At 60.1% G+C, this 22,416-nt stretch carries 21 protein-coding genes, 2 pseudogenes and 1 riboswitch; of the genes and pseudogenes, 8 read left to right on the plus strand and 15 right to left on the minus strand.

What is annotated here, in order from left to right; translation table 11 throughout:
• Positions 1–57: 57 nt before the first annotated feature.
• From C8264_RS18620 to C8264_RS18630, 4 genes are all read right to left on the minus strand, one after another.
• Complete coding sequence (locus C8264_RS18620) at positions 58–1,617, minus strand: 2-isopropylmalate synthase (protein WP_108462495.1); 1,560 nt, start codon at positions 1,615–1,617, stop codon at positions 58–60.
• A gap of 114 nt (positions 1,618–1,731) precedes the next feature.
• On the minus strand, positions 1,732–1,857 hold the full coding sequence (locus C8264_RS22785) for a hypothetical protein (protein ID WP_281261466.1): 126 nt from the start codon (positions 1,855–1,857) through the stop codon (positions 1,732–1,734).
• Between the two features lie 220 nt (positions 1,858–2,077).
• Positions 2,078–2,962: a PhzF family phenazine biosynthesis protein gene (locus C8264_RS18625; RefSeq protein WP_108462496.1), complete on the minus strand. Its 885-nt coding sequence runs from the start codon at positions 2,960–2,962 to the stop codon at positions 2,078–2,080.
• Positions 2,963–2,967: 5 nt separating this feature from the next.
• A complete protein-coding gene (locus C8264_RS18630; protein WP_108462497.1) occupies positions 2,968–3,459 on the minus strand; it encodes a heme-degrading domain-containing protein in 492 nt (163 codons plus the stop codon).
• A 135-nt stretch (positions 3,460–3,594) separates the two neighbouring features.
• Between C8264_RS18630 and C8264_RS18635 the strand changes: the two genes are divergently transcribed.
• Positions 3,595–4,872: an FAD-dependent oxidoreductase gene (locus C8264_RS18635; protein ID WP_108462498.1), complete on the plus strand. Its 1,278-nt coding sequence runs from the start codon at positions 3,595–3,597 to the stop codon at positions 4,870–4,872.
• Positions 4,873–4,877: 5 nt separating this feature from the next.
• On the opposite strand, the gene ilvC is transcribed toward C8264_RS18635, so the two are convergent.
• The 3 genes and pseudogenes from ilvC to C8264_RS18650 all read right to left on the minus strand — a co-directional run.
• A complete protein-coding gene (gene ilvC, locus C8264_RS18640) occupies positions 4,878–5,897 on the minus strand; it encodes a ketol-acid reductoisomerase (protein WP_108462499.1) in 1,020 nt (339 codons plus the stop codon).
• A gap of 27 nt (positions 5,898–5,924) precedes the next feature.
• Entirely contained in the window at positions 5,925–6,575 is a 651-nt protein-coding gene (locus C8264_RS18645; RefSeq protein ID WP_425430699.1) for a TetR/AcrR family transcriptional regulator, read from the minus strand.
• A 653-nt stretch (positions 6,576–7,228) separates the two neighbouring features.
• Positions 7,229–7,369: pseudogene (locus C8264_RS18650) on the minus strand (YnfA family protein); the annotation flags it as partial.
• An 82-nt stretch (positions 7,370–7,451) separates the two neighbouring features.
• Between C8264_RS18650 and C8264_RS18655 the strand changes: the two are divergent.
• On the plus strand, positions 7,452–7,673 hold the full coding sequence (locus C8264_RS18655; RefSeq protein ID WP_108462501.1) for an MmyB family transcriptional regulator: 222 nt from the start codon (positions 7,452–7,454) through the stop codon (positions 7,671–7,673).
• On the opposite strand, the gene C8264_RS18660 is transcribed toward C8264_RS18655, so the two are convergent.
• From C8264_RS18660 to C8264_RS18675, 4 genes and pseudogenes are all read right to left on the minus strand, one after another.
• Positions 7,658–7,855: a hypothetical protein gene (locus C8264_RS18660; protein ID WP_108462502.1), complete on the minus strand. Its 198-nt coding sequence runs from the start codon at positions 7,853–7,855 to the stop codon at positions 7,658–7,660. The two genes, C8264_RS18655 and C8264_RS18660, sit on opposite strands and share 16 nt — an antisense overlap.
• Before the next feature lie 147 nt (positions 7,856–8,002).
• On the minus strand, positions 8,003–8,653 hold the full coding sequence (locus C8264_RS18665) for a DUF2161 domain-containing phosphodiesterase (protein WP_108462503.1): 651 nt from the start codon (positions 8,651–8,653) through the stop codon (positions 8,003–8,005).
• Positions 8,654–8,837: 184 nt separating this feature from the next.
• Positions 8,838–9,482, minus strand: coding sequence for an outer membrane protein assembly factor BamB family protein (locus tag C8264_RS18670; protein WP_108462504.1), 645 nt, complete (start codon positions 9,480–9,482; stop codon positions 8,838–8,840).
• A 9-nt stretch (positions 9,483–9,491) separates the two neighbouring features.
• Positions 9,492–10,713: pseudogene (locus C8264_RS18675) on the minus strand (tetratricopeptide repeat protein).
• 101 nt (positions 10,714–10,814) lie between these two features.
• On the opposite strand from C8264_RS18675, the gene C8264_RS18680 reads away from it, so the two are divergent.
• The 3 genes from C8264_RS18680 (at position 10,815) to C8264_RS18690 (ending at position 12,255) form a co-directional block, all read left to right on the plus strand.
• Positions 10,815–11,087, plus strand: coding sequence for a hypothetical protein (locus C8264_RS18680; protein ID WP_108462505.1), 273 nt, complete (start codon positions 10,815–10,817; stop codon positions 11,085–11,087).
• A 2-nt stretch (positions 11,088–11,089) separates the two neighbouring features.
• Positions 11,090–11,782: a DUF899 domain-containing protein gene (locus C8264_RS18685; RefSeq protein WP_108462506.1), complete on the plus strand. Its 693-nt coding sequence runs from the start codon at positions 11,090–11,092 to the stop codon at positions 11,780–11,782.
• A gap of 62 nt (positions 11,783–11,844) precedes the next feature.
• Positions 11,845–12,255, plus strand: a complete 411-nt coding sequence (locus tag C8264_RS18690) for a GFA family protein (protein WP_108462507.1) — start codon at positions 11,845–11,847, stop codon at positions 12,253–12,255.
• A gap of 97 nt (positions 12,256–12,352) precedes the next feature.
• On the opposite strand, the gene C8264_RS18695 is transcribed toward C8264_RS18690, so the two are convergent.
• From C8264_RS18695 to C8264_RS18705, 4 genes are all read right to left on the minus strand, one after another.
• Complete coding sequence (locus C8264_RS18695; protein ID WP_205245731.1) at positions 12,353–13,516, minus strand: Bcr/CflA family efflux MFS transporter; 1,164 nt, start codon at positions 13,514–13,516, stop codon at positions 12,353–12,355.
• A gap of 44 nt (positions 13,517–13,560) precedes the next feature.
• Complete coding sequence (locus tag C8264_RS18700; protein WP_108462509.1) at positions 13,561–14,844, minus strand: LLM class flavin-dependent oxidoreductase; 1,284 nt, start codon at positions 14,842–14,844, stop codon at positions 13,561–13,563.
• The gene (locus C8264_RS22295; RefSeq protein ID WP_162783763.1) at positions 14,841–14,990 is read right to left on the minus strand and encodes a hypothetical protein; all 150 of its coding nucleotides are present in this window, start codon (positions 14,988–14,990) and stop codon (positions 14,841–14,843) included. Before C8264_RS22295 ends, C8264_RS18700 begins: the two co-directional genes overlap by 4 nt.
• Positions 14,981–15,093: riboswitch (TPP riboswitch) on the minus strand. It overlaps the preceding gene by 10 nt.
• Positions 15,094–15,624: 531 nt before the next feature.
• Positions 15,625–17,145: a CoA-acylating methylmalonate-semialdehyde dehydrogenase gene (locus tag C8264_RS18705; RefSeq protein ID WP_162783764.1), complete on the minus strand. Its 1,521-nt coding sequence runs from the start codon at positions 17,143–17,145 to the stop codon at positions 15,625–15,627.
• A gap of 74 nt (positions 17,146–17,219) precedes the next feature.
• On the opposite strand from C8264_RS18705, the gene C8264_RS18710 reads away from it, so the two are divergent.
• The 3 genes from C8264_RS18710 to iolD all read left to right on the plus strand — a co-directional run bounded on the left by C8264_RS18710 (position 17,220) and on the right by iolD (position 22,154).
• Positions 17,220–18,122 carry a LysR family transcriptional regulator gene (locus tag C8264_RS18710; protein WP_108462511.1) on the plus strand — a complete coding sequence of 301 codons (903 nt, stop codon included), beginning with the start codon at positions 17,220–17,222 and terminating at the stop codon, positions 18,120–18,122.
• A gap of 211 nt (positions 18,123–18,333) precedes the next feature.
• Positions 18,334–20,271 (plus strand): bifunctional 5-dehydro-2-deoxygluconokinase/5-dehydro-2-deoxyphosphogluconate aldolase, encoded by a 1,938-nt coding sequence (locus C8264_RS18715; protein ID WP_108462512.1) that lies wholly within the window; start codon positions 18,334–18,336, stop codon positions 20,269–20,271.
• Positions 20,272–20,306: 35 nt separating this feature from the next.
• Entirely contained in the window at positions 20,307–22,154 is a 1,848-nt protein-coding gene (iolD, locus tag C8264_RS18720; protein WP_108462513.1) for a 3D-(3,5/4)-trihydroxycyclohexane-1,2-dione acylhydrolase (decyclizing), read from the plus strand.
• Positions 22,155–22,416: the final 262 nt, after the last annotated feature.

Here is a 22,416-nt window from a genome sequence, read left to right on the forward strand (position 1 = left end):
TGCAGATGCGCGAAAATCCAAAGCAAAACCGAAGCATGCTCGCGGCGAAAGCGAAGCCTACCCCGCCATTGCCCCCTGCGCCGCCGCCCCGCGCTCGATCAGCAAACGGTTATAGGCGTTGAGGTAAGCACGGGCCGAAGCCACCAGCGTATCGGGCTCCGCAGCATTGCCAGAAACGATCCGGCCGTTCATTTCCAGGCGCACATGCGCACTCGCCTGGGCGTCCGTACCCCCGGTTACACCATCAATAGCATAGAGCACCAGATGCGGCTGCTGACCCACCGCCTCCTTGATAGCGTTGAAAATTGCATCCACAGAACCCGTCCCGTCGTAGGCAACAGAGGCTTCTTCGCCATCGATCGAAAGGGTCAGATTGCAGCGATGCACGCCGCCCGTTTTGGACACGACCTCCATGTCGACCAACCGGATACGATCACCAACCGAGCCAACTTCATCGTCCACCAGCGCCACGATATCGGCGTCATAGACATGCTTCTTGCGGTCAGCCAGATCCTTGAAACGCACAAAGGCTTCCTGGAAAGCATTGTCGCCCAACTCGTACCCCAGCTCCTTGAGCTTGTCCTTGAACGCCGCGCGCCCCGAATGCTTGCCCATCACCAGGGTCGTGGCCTTGATGCCCACGCTGGCCGGGGTCATGATCTCGTAGGTCTCGGCGTTCTTCAGCATGCCGTCCTGATGAATACCGCTTTCGTGCGCGAAGGCATTCTTGCCCACAATGGCCTTGTTGAACTGCACCGGGAAATTGGCCGCGGCCGAAACGATGCGGCTGGCGCGGGCGAGATGGGTCGTTTCGATGCCGGTCTGATAGGGCATCACATCGCCGCGGGTGCGCAGCGACATGACGATCTCTTCGAGCGCCGCGTTGCCGGCACGTTCGCCCAACCCGTTGATGGTGCATTCCACCTGACGCGCGCCGCCGCGAACGGCAGCCAGCGAATTGGCGACAGCCAGGCCCAGATCGTTGTGGCAATGGGCCGAGAAGATGGCTTTATCAGCGCCCGGCACCCAAGTGATGATGGTGCGGAACATGGCTTCGTGTTCATCGGGAACGGCGTAGCCAACGGTATCAGGCAGGTTGATCGTGGTGGCGCCAGCCTTGATCGCAGCCTCGACGCAGCGCTTGAGGAATTCCAGCGGCGTACGGGTCGCGTCCATGGCCGACCATTCGACGTCGTCGATCAGATTGCGCGCCTGCGCGACCGTGCGCGCGATGATCTCAATAACCTCGTCCTCGGTCTTTTTCATCTGGTGAGCCAGATGGATCGGCGAGGTCGAGACGAACGTGTGGATACGCCCCTTCTGGGCGTGCCGCACAGCTTCACCTGCGCGGTCGATATCGGCGGTGATAGCGCGGGCAAGGCCGGCTACGGTTGCGCTCTTGACCTGCTTGGCGACAGCGACGACGGCCTCGAAATCGCCATTGGAGGCGATGGGAAAACCTGCCTCGATGATGTCGACACCCATATCGTCGAGTGCTTCGGCAACCTGCAGCTTTTCTTCCAGCGTCATGGTGGCGCCGGGCGATTGCTCGCCGTCGCGCAGCGTGGTGTCGAAGATGAAAACGCGGTCTTTGTTGGAATCGGTGGTGGCGGACATGGTCTTGGTTCCTATCGGCGGCCCGGAGCAAAGCTCTCTTGAGGCCGGACATTTACTGTTCGGCTTGTGGCGTAATCCCCTGACGACCCGCTCGTTAAACCGAGCTGCCGGTGATCAGGGGCTGATAAGAAGGAGAAGGAGCGCGGCTGGAAGCAGCAGCATGGCGCCGGCAATGCGCAGGCGGGCCTGGAGGGCCTCACGCTGGCTGATTGCTTTGGCTTGTGCGCGGTTGCGCTGCATGGATACGGTCTCGATTTCGTTTGAACAATGCGACAAAGTCCTGGGCGTTGCAAGTGCGGGGTTCGGATGAAGTGAAGATTTTGCTTAAAGCGCCCCCGCTCCCAAGCCACTAGCCCTCATGGTGAGCCTGTCGAACCGCGAGGGCGTGCCCACATCGTGCCACGACCTCGTCCTTCGACAAGCTCAGGATGAGGTCTACCGGGGCGGCCTGCGGTCACCCTCACTCCCCCAGATCCAGCGTACCCTCCCCGATAATCACTGCGTGGCCGCCGATCCCGCCATGAATCAACACGTCATCGTTCTTGCGGAACTGGATGGTGATGCGGCAGGGGCGACCCATTTCGTGACCCTGGCGCAGCACGTAGTCGGTCTGTCCGGTGCCGAGCGCGTCTTCTGCCAGCAGACCGATCAAGGCCGCTGCCGCAGAGCCCGTGCCGGGGTCCTCCCCAATGTCCATGCCGAACATGCGGGCGGCCAGATCATTGTCCGGCTCGTCAGCCGTGAGCGTGAACACATAGGCCGAGTTGTGATCGTGGCGAAACACCGTGCTGAACAGGGCCTGGTTAACCTGGATTCTGCGCAGCACCGCCGCATTCCGAACCGGTACGAGGTGAAAGGTCACCCCGGCGGAAAACACGGCAGGCTTGTAAACATCGCAACCAATATCTTCGACCTCAATACCCAGCGCCTGGGCGATACCAAGCGTGTCGGTCAGGTCGGCGACACGAGACGGAAGCCGTGGCAGCGCGAAGCGCGCCTCGCCCGAACACCTGCCGGTTTTCTCAAACAGCGCGGTGATGAGGCCGACCTTCTCCTCGAGACGGACAGCGCTGACCTTGTTCTGCAAGCCAAGCGCCACTGCCGCGCCGATCGTTGGGTGCCCGGCGAAGGGCAGTTCGGTGTGCGGGGTGAAGATGCGGACCGCAGCCGTGTTGCGCTCGGCCTTTGGCTTGAGAATGAAGACCGTTTCGCTGAGGTTGAACTCGCGCGCGATTGCCTGCATCTCATCGTCAAGCAGGCCATCGGCCTTGGGCACGACGGCCAGTTGATTGCCCTTGAGCGGCTCTCGCGTGAAGACGTCGAGCAGCAGATAGTTGAGCTTCATTTGTCTCACTCGGCAGGGAGGGCGAAATCTTCCGGTGCGAAACCCAGATGAATGGCTAGCGCGGCAACGGCCACGCCATGATCCGAACGGCCCGGCAGGCCTGATATGGTGAGGCACCCGATGATCCCGGCGCCCTTCACCCGAATGGGGAAGCCGCCGCCCGCAATCACATAGTCGGCCGGATCCGCGCCCGACTGCGGTGAGAACGGCACTTCGCCCCGCTCCAACACCATGCGGTAGCTGGCGCGCTGAAAGCGGCGAACCGTATTGATCTTGCGGCGCACCCATTCAGCATTGTCGGCCGCGGTGCCGGCAGTCGCTGCAAAAAACAGCTGCCGGTCCCAGGTACGCACATCGACGACAAGGCCGAGATTGTCGGCCAGGGCACGCTCCCTGACGGAACTGCCGAGAGCGAACGCCACGCCCTCATCGAACTGCGACAGCACCAGCGTCTGCTCCTGGTGCATTACCAGTGCGATATCGTCTTCCTTAGCCATATCAAGCCTTCCGCGGCGATTCGAATTGGGTTGTTTCAGAGCAATAGAGCAGAGCGTGCCTGCTGAGTAGAGGCGCTTTACCAATTGCCTTGATCGGCCGATAGTTTGGTTTGGCAACAGGCAAAGGACACGGCGTTGGAGAGCACCACCTGTGTGATTGCGGGCGGCGGGCCGGCGGGGATCATGCTTGGCCTGCTGCTGTCGCGGGCCGGCATCGCAGTGACCGTGCTGGAAAAGCACGCCGATTTCCTACGCGATTTTCGTGGCGACACGGTACATGCCTCGACCATCGAATTGCTCGACGAACTGGGGCTGGGCAACGCCTTCCGCAAATTGCCGCAGACGCGCTTGCAGAATTTTCAGCTGCCCCTGCCGGACGGCAGTACTTTCCTGCTCGGCGACTTTTCAACCCTGAAGCCTCCCTACAACTATGTCGCGCTGATCCCGCAATGGGATTTCCTCGACTTCCTGGTTGGCGTGGCGAGGCGCGAGCCCAGCTTTGCCATCCGCATGAACACCGAGGTCACGGGCCTGCGCCTCGATGGGGAGCGGGTCAGCGGGGTGCACTATCGCGAGCAGGACGGCATGGAGGGCGATATCGTGGCCGATCTGGTGGTCGCGTGCGACGGGCGTCACTCCATCCTGCGCGATCAAGCAGGACTGGTGCCGCATGAGTTCAACGTGCCTTTCGATACCTGGTGGTTCCGCCTGCCCCGTTATCCTGCCGAAATGGGCGAGGTCGCCGCAGTCGTTCCCCAGTTCGGGGATCGCGATGTCATGCTCACGCTGACGCGGGAAGATTTTTACCAGATCGCCTATTTTGCCGAGAAGGGCGCTGACGCCCGGCTGCGGGCCGAGGGGATCGAGCGGTTCCGCCAGCGCATCGCCAGCATGCGGCCAGACTTTGCCGACCGGCTGGATACGCTGACATCGATGGACGATCTGCACTTGCTCGACGTGCGGCTCAACCGGCTCAAGACCTGGCACCGCATCGGTCTGTTATGCATTGGCGATGCGGCTCATGCCATGTCACCGGCAGGCGGCGTCGGTATCAATCTCGCCATTCAGGACGCCGTGGCAGCGGCGACGCGGCTGGCAGTTCCCCTGCGTGAGGTCCGTCTGACAGACGCAGATCTTGCCACGGTGCGGCGGCGCCGCTGGATGCCAACGGTGGTAATCCAACGCCTGCAACGTATCCTGCACCGGGTGCTGTTCGTGCCGGCCTTCGAGGGCCGACGCCGTGGCCCGCCCTCGCTGATTGTTCTGCTGGCCAGATATGTGCCGGGCTTTACCGCCCTGCCCGCGCGGCTTGTAGCGTTCGGCCCCCGCCCCGAGCACGCGCCCGATTTCGCACAAAGAGCGCAGACCGAACCTCCGCCGGAAAAGAAAACGGGGGCCGCAGCCCCCGTCTGATTGCTTTAGTTCTTGGCCTTGTCGACCAGCGCGCCGGCCTTGATCCACGGCATCATGTCGCGCAGCTTTTCGCCAACTGCCTCGATCTGGTGCTCATCATGCAGACGGCGGGTTGCCTTGAAGCGCGAACCACCAGCCTTGATTTCCTGCATCCACTCGGCGGTGAACTTGCCTGACTGGATGTCGTGCAGCACACGCTTCATCTCGGCCTTGGTTTCCGAGGTGATGATGCGCGGACCGGTGACGTATTCGCCCCACTCGGCGGTGTTCGAGATCGAGTAGTTCATGTTGGCAATGCCGCCCTGGTAGATCAGGTCGACGATCAGCTTCACTTCGTGCAGGCACTCGAAATAGGCCATTTCCGGAGCGTAGCCGGCTTCCACCAGCGTTTCGAAGCCAGCGCGGATCAGCTCGACCAGACCGCCGCAAAGCACGGCCTGCTCGCCGAACAGGTCAGTTTCGCATTCTTCGCGGAAATTGGTTTCGATGACGCCCGAACGGCCGCCGCCAACACCAGAAGCATAGGCCAGAGCGATGTCATGGGCATTGCCCGACGCATCCTGGTGCACGGCGATCAGGCACGGCACGCCGCCACCCTTCTGGTATTCGCCACGCACGGTGTGGCCCGGGCCCTTTGGCGCAATCATGATCACGTCGACGGTCGACTTGGGCTCGATCAGGTTGAAGTGCACGTTCAGGCCATGCGCGAACGCCAACGCTGCGCCGTCACGAATGTTTGGCTCGATGTGCTGCTTGTAGATGTCGGCCTGCAGCTCGTCGGGAGTCAGCATCATGATGACGTCGGCCCATTTGGAGGCGTCGGCAACGCTCATCACCTTGAGGCCTTCGCCCTCGGCCTTCTTGGCCGATGGGGAGCCTGGACGCAGGGCAACCACGACGTCGGTGACGCCAGAATCGCGCAGGTTCAGCACGTGAGCGTGGCCCTGGCTGCCGTAGCCGACGATGGCGACCTTCTTGGACTTGATGATGTTGAGATCGGCATCACGATCGTAATAGACGCGCATGGATTTCTCCCTCGAAAAGCTTGAGTGTTATGAGTTGCTGACTTTCGCCCCATAGAGGGCGAAGAACTGGTCGGTCGCGGCCTTGACGTCGGCCTCGATATTGTCGGTCACGTTGGATTGGGTCAGACTCTTGTCGCCGAGTAGCAGACGGATCTGCACGTCGCGCACGACAAGGCCAAAGAATGTGCGGTAGGCGTCTTCGCTTGAGTCAAACCGCAGCAGGCGCGCATCGCGGCCAGCCTCGAGAATGGGCTTGAGCCGGCGGCGGATTGCCAAAGGCCCGTTTTCGAGCACGATGATGCCCAGGCTGTCCTTTTCCTGAGCAGCGTGGGTCACAGCAGTGCGATTGAGCGTGATCGAGACTTCGCCGGTAATGACCGTCAGCAGATCGCGGGCAAACTGTTCGATGCTGAGGCGCAGCGTCTTGGCGGTGAGCCCCGTGCGGGTCACCTGCGGCATGCGCACCTTGGCCGCCTGCCACTGCACGGTTGCGGTTAGCAAACCGTCCCGATCCCCGAACCATTTGTAGAGCGTTTCTTTGGAGCATGACGCGCGGCGCGCCACGGCAGTCATTGTCAGTCCGTCACCATTTTCAACAAGAAGGTCCAGCGCAGCGGTCAGCACTGCCTGCTGGCGCGGCGTAAAAACCTCTTCGTTGACCTTGATGGTCACTGCCACGATGCTATCCCCGATGCGGCCGGAAGGTTCCCAGCCTATTGCTTTAGCTGCCGTACCGTACGGTACGGTTCGAAGCAAGCGCTATTTGGGCCGAGCCTCCGAAATCCACCTCTGTGTAAAAGTCCCCCATAATCTGTGACGAAAACCGAATATCCGTGAAAAGAGTCCGTCATAATCCATGAAATTGGCAAAAACACTGATCTTCTTGGAAGTGGGCTTAGTCACGGACCCTTCAACCGCCCAGGATGATGCTTAAGTAAGCGGCGTTGAGAGCGTTCAGCGGTGACCACCCTCGACTGCTTCGGCAACACAGCGGTCTGGCCGCCCCACGCTCGCAGTTCAAGGCGTGCCAACTGGATGGCCGAACTTGGTTTGCACGGACATTACTGCCGTGCATGCAATGTAGAGGAGGCTTGGGAGGGTCCGGTCATGCAGGTCAATGTGTTCCTTGCCAGCGTCAGCTGGGATTGACGGGTGTGGCTGCTCGTACTGACGCTGACAACCAAGGCATCCGTGATATCGCTAAAGAGATGGCGATGGCGGCTCTACGGTACCCTTGATTGCGAGAGCGATCCGTTCACTGGGATGGCGATCGAGATGAACTTGCAGGCCAAAGGTTTTGTGATTGTGGAAGCGGTGCTCGACCCTCCGGTTCAAGCACTTCGTGGCGCGAACAGAATAATGCTGGCGGCAACCAGGGCCAGCGCGCCACCGAACAGGTCCCAACGATCGGGCACTCTCCCTTCTGCGAGCCACAGCCAAAGCAGCGACGCTACAATGTAGATCCCACCATATACACCGGCTTTTCCCGAGCATAACCTCGATCCAGCGACCGGGGAGCTTTTCGAGGCGGCGATCTCTATCATAGAGGGCCATATGCCGTTCCCGGCGCTCGCGGTCGACCGGCACTGGAAGCTTGTTCGGGCAAATGGTGCCCTCGCGCCTTTGCTCGCCGCCTGCTCCCCGGCGCTTCTTTCTGAGCCGATCAATGTCTTACGGCTCAGCCTGCATCCCGATGGGCTCGCTCCCATGATCCTTAACCTGGCTGAATGGCGGCACCACATCCTGGGACGGATCAAAAATCAGGTAGGGATGTAGCCAACAAGCTCGTCATTCCAGAAGCGATCGAGAAAATCGTACTCAAACCTTCCGTCGCGCCCGATCGGAAACGGCAAATTCCCGGTCATCTCATAGAGGTACAACTGGACAAGGTTCGCGACGACAGCCTTGTCCTCGGGTCCGGCCTTCACGATCGATACCTTGCTGCTCTGATTGCTCATCCTTCGTTCCGTTTCGAATCCTTTCACGCGACATCCTGATGCCAGTATTCAGTCAGGCCTGGAGCTGACCCATCATCCTCTGAGAGAGCTTGGCGTTCTCAAGGAGCGGAGTAAGGTCGCAAACATGGATCGGCTGGGCATCATCACCTAGTCTTGCGGCGGCAACACTGCGGCCCGGCCAAGCTCTGTCAGCCCGTAGATGCCTCTGCTCTCCCGTACGAACCACCCATAGACATTATTTCTTAGAATTGCAGGCGCTCTAGCGACCAGCGCTTTGAGCTGCTTTGGACTTTGTGGCCCGGCCAGCAACGCCGTGGCGCATGCTATGCAATCTTGCCGGTAGGCCGTCATGATCGGCTTGCCACGGCCCCCGCCCACCTGCGGGTCCCCTACCCTGCGCCTGTGTTCATCAAGTAGCCGAGACCGCCTTTTCCTGTCTTGGCGCGGCGTAGCCGCAAATGGGGCGACGATGACCGCCACTTCCCCAGCGTCCGAGACGGACACCACCCCAAAGCCAAGCCGTCGACACAAATTTCGGAAACGGGCATCATGCTCCCGCCCCCTACTGGTCTTGGATGCTCTTGCCGCGAGCCAGACTTCATCACAGAACGAGGCCCGCTTCACGCCTTGCATGACCAACTCGAGATTGAAGGCCAGCTTCATTTCGCAAACAACGATGACCGGCGGATCGCCCTCTTTGACGCCCACCAGGTCGCAATCGTTGACCTCGCCTTTGACGGAATAGCCGGCGCCTTCCATGAAGGTCTTCAAAGGAAGGTAAAGTTCCGTCTCTGCCATTTGCTCACTTCAGATCGAGATGCGCACGAGCTTGATGTAGTTGAGTTTGCCTACCTACGCCGTGCCGTGAGAAGGGTCGAGGCAGGCAAAAACCGGGGTGGTTTACCGTCGTCCGGCTTTTGGACAGGCCTAACCAAGAAGCCGCCATTTGTCTAATTGTCAACTTGGGTCCTATAGGCCACGCTTACTTGAGGGCGTGCCAGGGTCGGCGAACCGCTCTCACTAGCCCGCTGCCGCCCCCTCCACAGAAAAAACGGTCGCCACCATTGGATTCAAGGCCGGAAACGCCAATGCCCGGCGGCATATCGAGGCGCTCAAGCACTTCGCCCGTCTCCGGATCGATGTGGCGAATATCACTCTCGCGGTCGTCCCACGTGCCGTGCCAAAGCTCTCCATCCACCCAGGTGACGCCGGTGACGAAGCGATCGGATTCGATGGTGCGCAGCACTTCTCCGGTCTCGGGATCCACCTGATGGATCTTGCGCCCGCGATGCTGCCCTACCCAGAGCGAGCGCTCGGCCCATGCCAGTCCTGAGTCACCGCCGTCTCCAGGCGCCGGTATCGAGGCGACCACCCTACCTGTCGTGGGATCAATCTTGCGAATTATCGCATCCCCGATCTGGAACAGGTGCACGCCGTCAAATGCGGTCCCCGCATGGGCGGCGACGTCGAGTGATCTCAATATCTCTCCGCTTTCAGGATCGAGAGCATTCAACCTGTCGCCGGTTGCGAACCAAACCTGATTGCCGTCGAAGCTGACCCCGGCAACGTCGTCCACATCGGGAAAGGGACCATATTCACGGATGATTTCGGCAACTGAATGTTTCATGTGCTCATCCTAACCGAGAATTCCCGAACCGGGGAGCAACAAGCTTGTCGGGAATCCGGGCACTGTGGAGACGATCCAGCGGCAGGAACGCCCGCGTCCGAAGACCTGGACCTTGCTGTTGCGGGCGAGTTCTTCGAGTGCCCGCTGCACGGTACGGGGGCTCACATCTAGCGCCAGCGCCAATGCCGAACTTGACCAGGCTTCGCCGTCGCCGAGCAGAGCGAGCACTTCGGCATGTTCACCTTCGATGGGTGGGCGCCAGTACGGCAACATCGCCACTATCGTGGGGCCGCAGTACAAAGCCTTGTCTGGTGGCACTCAGCGCCGCCAGCGGTTTGATGGCCTGACGCAGCCGGCCAATTTCGACCCGTAATCGCGCTCGATGGGAATCGTCGGCATGCTGGGCACGGAAAGCGACTTTGATGAGTGTTTCGCGCGCTACGTCCTTCGGCCATGCCTCGGCAAGGGCGCGGGCCAGGGCGAGCAACACTGGACGCGTGGTGAGCGGAATGGCTGTTGTTCCCAGGCGCACGACATTGCGACAGGCGTCGACGATGAGCGTGTTCGAGGCCGGTAGCCTCTCGACCTCTTCCAAGTACAGCAACCGCTCGACCTGCCCAGCGACGAGACGCGCCGCCGGGGCTCGAAACGCTCGCACTGCCTGGTCGACCTCTCTCGCAAGCGCTGGAATGCGCGCGTCCTCGGCTCCTCGTCTTGCCCGTTGCAGAGCAGTTCTCGCCGGCTCTGCCCTGACGCGGCGGATGGCGATGCCCGCCACCACCAATTCGCGCCCGATCAATGAAGCGGGTGGCAGAACGCCGGGATCGAATTCATCGAGCACCGCTTCGGCTTCATCAAGTCGGCCGATCAGGAGAAGATACCGGGCTTCGAGATAGCCGGCATGTGCTGCGTTCTTTTGGTCACCAGACGCTTCGAGTACTGCCCGCGCCTTCTTGAGTGTTTGCAGGGACCGGCCCAAATCACGCGAAACTAGCGCAATTTCAGCTTCAGCGACGGCACAACGCGCACGGGCGACAGGCTCTTTTGGGCCGAAGGTGCGTGCCGCGCTCCGCAGAAGTTCCCTGGCGCGCCTGAGGTCACCCAGTTGCGCCATTGCGATGCCGCGCAGCGCCAGCGCCGGCGGGTCATCACGCAATGCGACGCTCTTCAGGGCGGCCAGGGGGTCGCCGGCCGATAGGGCGCGTGCAGCGGCACTGATCAGCGGGTCCATCTAAATCCCGTCACATTTGTAACTCTCACCCGACCCTCTTCCCAGGCTAGCGTGATCGTAACGCAATCGCTCCAAACGGCGAATTGATGAGAGGATCGGAAATGACGATGCCGGTAGCAACAGAAATTGTGTCCCATGCGGCACACCAACTGGGACTGGCCGCCACCCCGACCTTTGCGCTGATGGCCTGGATGACTGCCATCAGTCTGCCGGACATGACGATGTGCTCTGGTGCCTCGGCCTTCGTCCCTTTCAACAGCATGGCCCTGATGTACCTGCTGATGAGCCTGTTTCATTTACCGCCGTGGATGAAGCTCCTTGCCGCACGTCTGCAACGGCCCAGTACCCCTCTCATCCAACCCGAAGGAAACTGACAATGCAACACGCTGTTGTTTTAGCCGACGACTGGCTTACTGCCCGCCGAGATTTGCTGAAAGCGGAAAAGGAACTCACGCGTATTCGCGACAGGGTCGCTCGTCAGCGGCTCGCCCTGCCCTGGGTGCGCGTTGAAAAGGAATACGTGTTTGACACGCCCGAGGGTCCGCGCACGCTTGCCGATCTGTTCGACGGCAGGTCGCAACTTCTGGTGCAACATTTCATGTTCGCGCCCGGATGGAAGGAGGGCTGCCCAAGTTGCTCCTATATGGCCGATCACACGGACGGCATGAACAAGCACCTAGCCCATCACGACGTCACCATGATCGCCGTCTCGCGCGCCCCGCTTGTCGAAATCGACCGCTACCGCGAACGCATGGGCTGGCAGTTCAAATGGGTGTCGTCCATCGGCAATAGCTTCAATTACGACTTCCGCGTCAGCTTCACACCCGAAGAGGTCGCCAGCGGAGACATTGACTACAATTTCGGAGAATGGCGGGAAACAGGTGAGGAGTGGCCCGGCGTCAGCGCGTTCTACAAGGACGAGGCGGGTGATGTCTTCCGCACCTACTCTACCTATGGGCGCGGCGTCGAGGTGATGATGGGCACCTACGCCATGCTCGATATCGCTCCGAAGGGCCGCAACGAGAGCGAGGGAATGGATTGGTTGCGGCGCCACGATCACTATGAGTAGTCACCCAATTTGGCAGTGCCAAACAGGCGCTGGTGCTGAATTGAACCCGGAGGATTCATAAATTGCAAAAAACCTATTCCGGCGGCTGCGCATGCGGCGCCATCCGTTATGAAATCACTGGCGAGCCCGTCGCCATGCTCGATTGCCAATGCCGGCAATGCCAGCGGGACAGTGGCACCGGCCACCAATCCCACCTGCAGTTCGTCGGTGCCCAGATGACGTCGGTAGGCGCAGTGTCGAATTGGCAGAGCATCGGCGACGGGGGAACTGTGAAACGCCGCGGATTCTGCCCGGCTTGCGGCTCGCCCGTTTATTTGACGTTTCCGGCCATGCCCGAAGTGCTGATTGTTACGCCGTCAAGCCTCGATGATCCGGCCATCTTTAGTCCCACACATGTGACATGGTCGAGTTCCGGTCACGCTTGGGACCACCTCAATCCAGCACTACCCCAATTCGATAAAATGCCCATCTAGGGAACATTGAGAAACAGTCTGTCTCGCGCGGCAAGCACAGCGCCAGACACACAGGATGTGCAGAGGACTGTACAGGCATGAACGGGTTCTCCCACAATCATGTCCTGGGTGCGGTGCTATCGAGATGGCGGGCAGCCACGGCTGCGCCTAAGGCGACAACCGCAGAGGCCAGCATCACAATCAACAGACCAGACCGGGCATTCTCTTCTGTCAAAATGGCACCCGCAAGCGCTGCCACGATGGAGGCCCCTGCGACCGTGATCGCGCTGGCGAGACCGGCTGCGCTTCCCGTATGAGTTGTGCGAACTGAGATTGCCCCGGCATTGGCGCTCGGTTGCGTAAGGCCGTTCGACATTCCAACGAACAGGCATGGCCCAAACAATGCCAGCACATGGCCGATGCCTGCAGCGTGAAGGATGAGCCCGAACGACAGACCCGCGCAAGCCACGATCCGTCCGGCAACCATTATCGTGCCCACCGATAATTTGCCGGCGAGCCGTCCGGCTAAAAAGCTGCCGGCGATGAAGCCGCCGGTTATCGAGCCCATGTAGAGACCCAGGACCGCTGGAGCCAGATTGAAGGCCGAAGCCGCCAGCGGGGCACCGGCAAGGAAGGCATAGAAGGCACCGACCGAGAAGGCCATACACAAGGAATAAGCCCAGAACCTCTTCGAACCGATCAGCTCGGGATAGGCGCGATATTGTTGTGCAATCGTCTTCGAGGGCGCGCTGTTCGTTTCCCCAAGATCGATCCAGCACAATGCCAGAACCGCAGCCCCCAACAGTGCCAGAACGTAGAAGCTGGCTCTCCAACCGAGTAGCTGATCGAGCAGCCCGCCAATGGTTGGACCAAGCATAGGCGCTACCGCCCACGCCATGGCCAGATAGCCGAACTGGCCTGCTGCGTGATCCTTGCTGGTCGTGTCACGGATTACGGCGAGCGAGACCGCATATGTTGGGGCGATTACGGCTTGAACCATTCGGCAGGCGAGGAAGGTCCCAGCGTTGGGCGCGACCGCGCATCCAATCGTGGCCGCAATGAAAATCGCCAATGCCCAGAGGATTACCGGCCTGCGACCGAAGCGGTCGGAAAGGGGACCAAGGATCAGTTGAAGGCAGGCGGACACCCCAGCATAGGCCGCCAGTGAGAGTCCCATGACGCCATAGTCAACGTCGAACTCCTCCGCCATGCGGGGAAGGGACGGAAGAAAGAAATTGATCGGAAGAATTGCAAGCGCAGACAGCAGGATCAGCGTGGACAAGCGAGGTCCGGGCAATAAAAAAGCCCCACTTGCTTTATCGTCTGTCACAAAGCTGCCTTCGAGAGCTTTGACTCCGGTCTACTGCTATCCGCAGCTTCCAGATGCGGCATCACGAACTCGATGAAGCTCTGCAGGTCATGCGGCATAACCGGCGCCATGACGTTGAAGCCGTCAGCGGCACCGGCTTCAAACCACTCCCGCATCGTGGCAGCGATTGCTGGCCCGGTACCTACAGCAAGCAAATGGCCGCGGCCGCTGGCGAGGCGCATAAGAAGCTGTCGCAAAGTTAGTTGATCACGCCGCGCAATTCCGACAATTACGGCGACCCGGCTTTGACTGGACTGATTGGGAGCGCCCGTTCCCACATGATTGGGCAAATGGTCGTCCAAATCAGCGCCGGAGAGGTCGGTTCCGAGGAATTCAGAGAGCTTGGCCAGCACGTGCTCGATGACCATGAAACTGTTCATCTGCGTCAGGCGTGCTTCCGCCTCCTCGTGTGTCGCCGCGGCGATCGGCACGATACCGGGAAAGATACGGAGGCTTTCCGGAGACCGGCCCAGCCGCAAAGCCCGCGCCTTCATGTCCGCGTAGAATTCCTGCGCCTCCGGCAGGCTCGACTGCACGGTAAAAACCAGATCAGCATAGCGAGCCGCGAAGTTCCTGCCGGCTTCTGACGACCCAGCTTGAGCCAGGAGCGGTCTACCCTTGGGAGAGCGCGGCACATTAAGCGGACCGCGGGTGCGCACGAAAGGACCTTCGTAGTCGACTGTTCTGACCTTCGCCTGATCCAGATAGCGTCCCGCTTCCTTGTCTGCGACCCGCGCGTCATCATCCCAAGAGCCCCACAGCGCCAGCGCCGCTTCGGTCACATCGGCGGCCCTGGCATAGCGCTGATCATGTTCGGGCATAACATCCCACCCGAAGTTCTGCGCCTCGAGCCCATTGGATGAGGTGACGATGTTCCATCCCGCCCTGCCTCTGCTGATATGGTCGAGCGAGGCGAACCGCCGTGCCAGATGGTAGGGGTGATCGAAGCTGGTGGACGCGGTGCCGATCAGGCCAATCCGCTTGGTCACAGCAGCCAGAGCAGACAGAATGACGATAGGGTCCATTGCGTCGGACAGATGTCGGTCGGCACTTTGTTGCAGTGCCAGAACGTCGCCGAGAAACAGGGCGTCGAACCCGCCGGCCTCCGCCCGTTGCGCAATGTCGATCCAGTAGTCGAGGTCGGTCGACGCCAGCGGATTGCTTTCGGGCATGCGCCAGCCCGCTTCATGGCTGCCCAGCCCGTAAATGACGGCGTTCAGCCCCATGCAGCGGGTAGTCATGGCTGCATGCCGAATAGTGTGGAAACGCAATCGACTTCGATGAGCAAACGATCGCGATAATGATCGATCGCTTCCAGGGTGTGCATAGTGACACCTGCTGAATCGCCGGTTTTCAGATAAAGAGAAATTTGTGCGCCGAAAAACATGAACCGCCTCGCTCCGCTGGTATTACCCAGATCAGCTTTAGGGTTCGGAGGCATGCCGCCTTCATCTCAGCCCCGGCAATTGGGAGCACCCCTGTGGATGGCGTGGACCATAGTCGATTATCGAAACATGGCAATGGGGCTGCACGAGGTGCACGGGAGTAGGCGGCACATAGTGGTGAGTGAAACCAGAACGTGGATCATGTCCTCGTTCCGGCAATGCTGAATGTGGTCCGCCCTGCGCCCCATTTCAAACATTCAGCCAGCCTTGACGAAGTCCTAAAAGTCGCCGGTCCGCTTTGCCACGCCTGGCGTCCGAAATGGGTGGGAAAGAGACTGACCGCTTTTGGTCCGAAAAGCTCAAAGCTGACTTAGAAGGGCAAACCCTGACCCGAGGGAGGTCTCTCGACGACCCGTCCGGTCTCTTGGTTAGGCCACCCGCAATAGCGGTCGATGCCTAGATAGGATTCATGACCTGGTAATCCTTGCTGGGGGGCTAAAATGGTTCAGGTTTCCTCTCAGCGAGGGTTGAGGATCAACAATTCAGTGGCGGTTCTCTAAGCGCCCATCGATGGTCACGGCATAGGCCTGGCAAGGAGGATCATGCCGCGACAATGGGAGAAAGCGTTTGCTCAGGTCAGCGGACGCGCTCAGATTCATCCACACCATAGGTAGGCATCTGAAACTCAGAGCCGTCCTTGATCCCCGATGGCCAACGCGCGGTGACCGTTTTCGTCCGGGTCCAAAAACGAATTGAGTCGGTGCCGTGCTGATTGAGATCTCCGAAAGCACTCGCTTTCCAACCGCCAAAGCTATGATACGCCAAAGGCACGGGCACCGGAACGTTGATCCCGACCATACCCACATTGACTCGGCTGGCAAAATCCCGTGCAGTATCTCCGTCACGTGTGAAAATGGCGGTCCCGTTGCCGTATGGATTGTTCATGGTCAATCGCAACGCTGCATCATAGCTGTTTTCCCGAACAACGCAGAGGACTGGACCGAAGATCTCTTCTTTATAGATATCCATGTCGGCCGTGACGTTGTCAAAAAGAGTGGGTCCAATGAAATAGCCACTCTCGTATCCCTGGAGCGAGAGCCCACGTCCGTCGACTGCAAGCTTTGCTCCGTGAGCTATGCCGCTATCGATGAGTTGCACGATGCGTTCCTTCGCGCTTTTGGTAATCACCGGCCCCATCTCCGACGACTTATCTGTTGCGGGGCCTACTTTGAGCTTCTCGATGCGCGGCCGAAGGGCTTCAACCAAGCGATCTGCTGTTGCTTCACCGACCGGTACCGCTACTGAGACAGCCATGCAACGCTCGCCGGCCGACCCATAACCAGCCCCCATAAGAGCGTCAGCGGCTTTGTTCATGTCCGCATCCGGCATAATGATCATGTGATTTTTTGCACCGCCAAACGCCTGAACGCGCTTGCCTGCGGCAGCTGCCGTTGCATAGACGTACCTGGCGACGGGTGTAGAGCCAACGAAACTGACTGCGCTGATCAGCTCGTGGTGAAGAATGCCATCCACGGCTGACTTGCCGCCTTGTATGACATTGAGAATACCCTTTGGAAGGCCTGCCTCCACGGCAAGCTGCGCAAGCCTGATAGGCACCGATGGGTCGCGCTCTGAAGGTTTGAGGATAAAGGCGTTGCCCGCCGCGACTGCTGGAGACAACATCCACAGTGGTATCATCGCTGGAAAGTTGAACGGTGTGATTCCAGCTCCAATGCCCACGGGTTGGCGCATAGAATACATGTCAATCGAAGGCCCCGCCCCTTCCGTGAACTCACCTTTTAGAAGATGCGGCGCGCCGGCGGCGAATTCAGCTACCTCCAGCCCACGTTGAATGTCACCTTTTGCATCGTCTAGCGTCTTCCCATGTTCGGCGCTCAGCAGTTGAGCTAACTCGTCGATATCACGGTTAATCAAACCAACGAAGTTGAAGAACACTCGTGCTCGGCGCTGTGGGTTGGTCGCGGCCCATTTAGGTTGCGCAGCCGCAGCGCTGGCCACTGCTGCATCCAAGTCAGTCTTTGTCGCCAAAGCTACTCGGGCCTGCACCTCTCCAGTCGCCGGATTGTAAATTTCGCTGAATTCGACACTGCTTCCGTTTGTCTCAGTTCCATTGATGAAGTGACCGACCGTGCGCAATGTATATCTCCTTGCTGTTCCAAGCACATTGGAGCTACGATAGCCGCACCTCAACACTGAATGTTGCTTAGTCGATGTGCGCCAAATATAGCCCCTTCAATTGGGACGACATTCGTATCTTTCTTGCTGTGGCACGGCACGGACAGATACTCAGCGCTTCCAAAGCGCTGGGTTTGAACCACGCCACTGTGGCCCGCCGGCTTTCTGCTCTGGAAACGGCTTTGGGCAGCAAATTACTTATCCGCAGGACCAACGGCTCGGATCTGTCGGAAGAAGGACAGCGGTTCCTGTTGCACGCGGAGAAGATGGAAAGCGAGATGCTCGTTGCACGACAAAATGTCGGCGCGGAATCCGCGGTCGAAGGAACAGTCCGGATAGGCGCTCCTGATGGTTTCGGGGTGGCCTTCTTAGCTCCAAGGCTTATTGAACTTGCAGATAGGCACAAAGGTTTGCAGCTTGAACTTGTCCCAGTGCCACGTGCGTTTTCCTTGTCTCGCAGAGAGGCAGACGTCGCTGTAACATTGGAGCGGCCCCGAGAGGGGCGACTGATAGCCGGCAAGCTCACCGATTATCATCTACGTTTATATGCGGCTCGCCATTACCTCGAACGTAGAGGCACGCCCGAGACGATCGAGCAGTTGGCAGAACATAGTCTCGTCGGATATGTGGAAGACCTTCTTTACACGGCTTCTCTTGATTACACGGGCGAGTTTCTCAAGGTGTGGAACTCAACTGTATCGGTCTCCTCTGCGATGGGTCAGACCGCGGCAGTTCGCTCCGGTGCAGGGATCGGCATTCTTCACACCTTCATGGCTAACGGAAGCCCAGAACTGGTGCCTGTACTTTCGCAACGGTATCTCAAGCGTAGCTACTGGACCGTTGTTCACGAAGATCTACGCGCAATCGGCCGTATCGCCCTGGTGATCGACTTCATCAACGAGATCGTGGCGCGCGAGCGCGCCGTCTTCCTAGCTTAGGCGGTTTCTATCCAGTGAGGGTTCGTCTCACGTGGAACGGATCAGCTTGCCACTTCAGACCAATTCGGCGGTCGTTTGAAGCTTTACCGCACCACCTTTAAAGCAGCTCGCCTCCCAATTTAGAACGTATGTTCCATATTGACTAGTGCATGGAATTTGTGTTCTCGCTTCGTATGTAAGAAGATCCAGTGATAAGCTGATGGGGAAACGAATGGCCGATACGCAGAGAAGTCTACGAGACAAGCTACTCGACGTGATCACCATCGGCCGGGCCTCCGTGGACCTTTACGGGCAGCAGATCGGCACGCGCCTCGAAGATATCGGCAGCTTTGCCAAATCGGTCGGCGGCTGCCCCACCAACATCGCCGTCGGCACCGCGCGACTGGGCCTCAAATCAGCGCTGATCACGCGGGTCGGCAACGAGCAGATGGGCCGGTTCATTCGCGAACAACTCGGGCGCGAAGGGGTGGAAACCTCGGGCATTGCCACGGATCCCCATCGGCTGACTGCGCTCGTGCTGCTGTCGGTCGAGGCCGAGGGCGTGTCCCCGATGATCTTTTATCGCACCGACTGCGCCGACATGGCGCTTTCAGAGGACGATATCGACGAAGCACTGATAGCCTCATCCCGTGCCGTGGTGGTTACGGGTACCCACTTTTCGCGCCCCAACAGCGAGGCCGCACAGAAAAAAGCGATACGCCTCGCCACGGCTGCCGGTGCACGGGTCGCTTTCGACATCGATTATCGGCCCAATCTGTGGGGCCTTGCGGGGCACGACGCGGGCTTCGAGCGCTATGTCGCCTCCGACATCGTCTCGCAGAAATACAAATCCGTCCTTCCCGATTGCGACCTGATCGTCGGCACCGAAGAAGAAGTGCTGATCGCCTCGGGCGAATCCGATCTGCTGTCCGCGCTTCGCACCATCCGCTCGCTCTCCCCAGCCACTATCGTGCTCAAGCGCGGCCCGATGGGCTGCATCGTTTACGACAGCGCGATCCCGGACAATCTTGAAGACGGCATTGTGGGCAAGGGTTTCCCTATCGAGGTGTACAATGTCCTGGGCGCTGGCGACGCGTTCATGAGCGGCTGGCTGCGCGGTTGGCTCCGTGGTGAGCCGCACGCCACCAGCGCCACCTGGGCCAATGCCTGTGGTGCCTTCGCGGTGTCGCGCCTCCTCTGTGCGCCGGAATATCCAAGCTGGACCGAGCTGAACCACTTTCTGGAAAAGGGCAGCCCTGAACGCGCCTTGCGCAAGGACCCCGAGCTCAGCCACGTTCATTGGGCCACCAACCGGCGCCAACAAATTCCGAGCCTTATGGCGCTTGCAATCGATCACCGCAGCCAGTTGGAAGAGCTCGCGAAAGGCGATGCCCAGGTGCTGGCGCGGATACCGGCATTCAAGGCTTTGGCCGTGAGGGCCGCCACGCAAATTGCCAATGGCCGGCCGGGTTTCGGCATGCTGCTGGACGACAAATACGGGCGAGATGCCTTGTTTGCTGCGGGTGCGGAGAAGGATTTCTGGATCGCGCGCCCAATCGAATTGCCCGGCTCAAGGCCGCTGCAATTCGAATTCTCGCAGGATCTGGGCTCGCGTATCATCGATTGGCCGGTTGACCATTGCATCAAGGTGCTATGCTTCTACCGTCCGGATGATGATGCCGAACTCAAGCGTGTGCAGATCGAGAAGCTGCGTGCTGCCTATGACGCCGCGCGCAAAATCGGCCGGGACATCCTGATCGAGATCATCGCCGGCAAGCACGGCGATCTCAGCGATAACACGGTCAGCCGTGCGCTCAGCGAAATCTACGATGCCGGGATCAAGCCGGATTGGTGGAAACTCGAGGCGCAGCCCAGCGAAGCGGCCTGGCGCGAGATCGATGGGGTAATCGAAACCCGCGATCCGTTCTGCCGCGGTGTGGTATTGCTGGGCCTCGATGCGCCGCACGAAGTGCTCGAAGCAGGTTTTGCCAAGGCGCGCAGCGCACGCACCGTGCGGGGCTTTGCTGTGGGCCGGACGATCTTTGCCGATGCTGCCCGGAAATGGCTGGCTGGTGAAATAAGCGACCAAGATGCCATAGCCGACATGGCGCGCCGCTTCGGGGCGCTGGTCCAGGTTTGGGAAACATTGGGCAAGAGCACGGCGGCCTGAGAGCGAGCCGACTTGCCCGAGAGGAGGATACGGCGATGAGCCAGAAAACTGTTCGATTGACCATGGCGCAGGCCGTGGCGCGGTTCCTGACCATGCAGAAGACGGTTATCGACGAGCAAACGGTGCCGATCTTTGGCGGCGTGTTCGCCATTTTCGGCCATGGCAACGTCGCCGGCGTCGGCGAGGCGCTGCACGGGATCAAGGACACTCTGCCCACCTATCGTGCGCAGAACGAGCAAGGCATGGCGCATGCCGCAATTGCCTATGCCAAGGCGAGCTTCCGCCGCCGCTTCATGGCCTGCACCAGTTCCATCGGGCCGGGCGCGCTCAATATGGTCACGGCCGCGGCTCTGGCTCATGTGAACCGCATCCCCGTGCTGCTCCTGCCTGGCGATGTCTTTGCCAATCGCCTGCCCGACCCCGTGCTGCAGCAGGTGGAAGATTTCGGCGATGGCACAGTATCAGCCAATGACTGTTTCCGCCCCGTCAGCCGCTATTATGACCGGATCACGCGTCCGGAACAGATCATCCCGGCCCTGCGCCGCGCCATGCAGGTGCTGACCGACCCGGCGGAGTGCGGACCGGTGACGCTGAGCCTGTGCCAGGATGTGCAGGCCGAAGCCTATGATTATCCCGAGAGTTTCTTTGAGGAAAAGATCTGGCATGTCCGGCGCGTCATGCCCGATGCCGACGAGTTTGCCGCCGCAGCGACGGCCCTGCTCCATGCCAAAAAGCCGGTGATCATTGCTGGTGGTGGCGTGCTCTATTCCGAAGCCAGCCCTGCCCTCATCCGCTTTGCCGAACGCTACGGCGTACCGGTGATGGAGACCCAGGCCGGCAAATCCAGCCTGCCGCACGACCACCCCCTCAATATGGGTTCAGTTGGCGTTACCGGTTCGTCCGCTTCCAACCAATTGGCAGAAGAAGCCGACGTCGTGCTGGCCGTTGGCACGCGGCTGCAGGATTTCACCACCGGCTCGTGGGCCCTGTTCAAGAACGAGGATCTCAAGATCATTGGGCTTAACGTGCAGCCGTTCGATGCGCACAAGCATCAGGCGCTACCACTGGTGGCCGATGCGCGGGCCGCGCTCGATGCGCTCGCCTCTGCCCTCACCGGCTGGCAGGCGGAGCCCGAATGGACCGAACGCGCCAAGGACGGCAAGGACGAATGGCTCGTGGCCGCCGATCGCGCCACCGCTTCGACCAATGCCGAACTGCCCTCAGACGCCCAGGTGATCGGTGCCGTGCAGCGGGCCCGCGAGAACGCGCTGCTGGTGTGCGCCTCGGGTGGCTTGCCGGGCGAGCTCCACAAGCTCTGGAAGGCCGGCGGCCCCGGCAGCTACCACATGGAATATGGCTTCTCGACCATGGGCTACGAGATTGCCGGTGGCCTGGGTGTCAAGCTCGCAAGGCCCGATGACGATGTAGTCGTCATGGTCGGGGACGGCAGCTATCTGATGATGAACTCCGAGATCGTGAGTTCCATCATGATCGGCGCCAAGCTCACGATCGTGCTGCTGGACAATGCCGGGTTTGGCTGCATCAACCGGCTGCAGATGGCCACGGGCGGCGCCAACTTCAACAATCTGTTGAAGGACACGCACCATGTCACTCTCCCTGGAATCGATTTTGCCGCCCACGCTGCCTCCATGGGCGCCATTGCGCGCAAGGTCGGCTCTATCAGCGAGCTCGAAACCGCCCTCCAGGAAAGCGAAGGCAATGATCGCACCACGGTCATCGTCATCGACACCGACCCGCTGATCACCACCGATGAGGGCGGTCACTGGTGGGACGTTGCCGTGCCCGAAGTCAGCGATCGTCCACAGGTCAACGCTGCCCGCGAGGCCTACGTGCAGGCACTCAAGGCACAGCGGGCGGGGTGAATCCGCACTGACTCCATCCACGAGTGGGGAGCAACTGCTTGGTGGGTGCCGAGAGACATATAGAGACTTCCAATCTGTTCTACCCGTCCGCAGGGATGGTCAGGCGGGGATGGCGCAGGAGTTTCTATCACCGTATTCCTGGCCATCTGGCTGGCCTGGGAAGCGCTCTGGAACCAGGACCAGTTCTGGGCCTTCCTCGTGGGCGCGGCGCTGCTCTACTCGCTCTACAATTTCTTCTATGCCTTTCCCAAGGAGGAGCCCA

The sequence above is a fragment of the Devosia naphthalenivorans genome (genome assembly GCF_003056355.1).
Classification (GTDB): domain Bacteria; phylum Pseudomonadota; class Alphaproteobacteria; order Rhizobiales; family Devosiaceae; genus Devosia; species Devosia naphthalenivorans.

Bases quoted from the DNA above. Each gene is read 5' to 3' on its own strand.
- C8264_RS18620 (WP_108462495.1), bottom strand. From the start codon at position 1,617: ATGTCCGCCACCACCGATTCCAACAAAGACCGCGTTTTCATCTTCGAC.
- C8264_RS22785 (WP_281261466.1), bottom strand. From the start codon at position 1,857: ATGCAGCGCAACCGCGCACAAGCCAAAGCAATCAGCCAGCGTGAGGCC.
- C8264_RS18625 (WP_108462496.1), bottom strand. From the start codon at position 2,962: ATGAAGCTCAACTATCTGCTGCTCGACGTCTTCACGCGAGAGCCGCTC.
- C8264_RS18630 (WP_108462497.1), bottom strand. From the start codon at position 3,459: ATGGCTAAGGAAGACGATATCGCACTGGTAATGCACCAGGAGCAGACG.
- ilvC (WP_108462499.1), bottom strand. From the start codon at position 5,897: ATGCGCGTCTATTACGATCGTGATGCCGATCTCAACATCATCAAGTCC.
- C8264_RS18655 (WP_108462501.1), top strand. From the start codon at position 7,452: ATGCCGTTCCCGGCGCTCGCGGTCGACCGGCACTGGAAGCTTGTTCGG.
- C8264_RS18660 (WP_108462502.1), bottom strand. From the start codon at position 7,855: ATGAGCAATCAGAGCAGCAAGGTATCGATCGTGAAGGCCGGACCCGAG.
- C8264_RS18665 (WP_108462503.1), bottom strand. From the start codon at position 8,653: ATGGCAGAGACGGAACTTTACCTTCCTTTGAAGACCTTCATGGAAGGC.
- C8264_RS18670 (WP_108462504.1), bottom strand. From the start codon at position 9,482: ATGAAACATTCAGTTGCCGAAATCATCCGTGAATATGGTCCCTTTCCC.
- C8264_RS18680 (WP_108462505.1), top strand. From the start codon at position 10,815: ATGACGATGCCGGTAGCAACAGAAATTGTGTCCCATGCGGCACACCAA.
- C8264_RS18685 (WP_108462506.1), top strand. From the start codon at position 11,090: ATGCAACACGCTGTTGTTTTAGCCGACGACTGGCTTACTGCCCGCCGA.
- C8264_RS18700 (WP_108462509.1), bottom strand. From the start codon at position 14,844: ATGACTACCCGCTGCATGGGGCTGAACGCCGTCATTTACGGGCTGGGC.
- C8264_RS22295 (WP_162783763.1), bottom strand. From the start codon at position 14,990: ATGTTTTTCGGCGCACAAATTTCTCTTTATCTGAAAACCGGCGATTCA.
- C8264_RS18710 (WP_108462511.1), top strand. From the start codon at position 17,220: ATGTGCGCCAAATATAGCCCCTTCAATTGGGACGACATTCGTATCTTT.
- C8264_RS18715 (WP_108462512.1), top strand. From the start codon at position 18,334: ATGGCCGATACGCAGAGAAGTCTACGAGACAAGCTACTCGACGTGATC.
- iolD (WP_108462513.1), top strand. From the start codon at position 20,307: ATGAGCCAGAAAACTGTTCGATTGACCATGGCGCAGGCCGTGGCGCGG.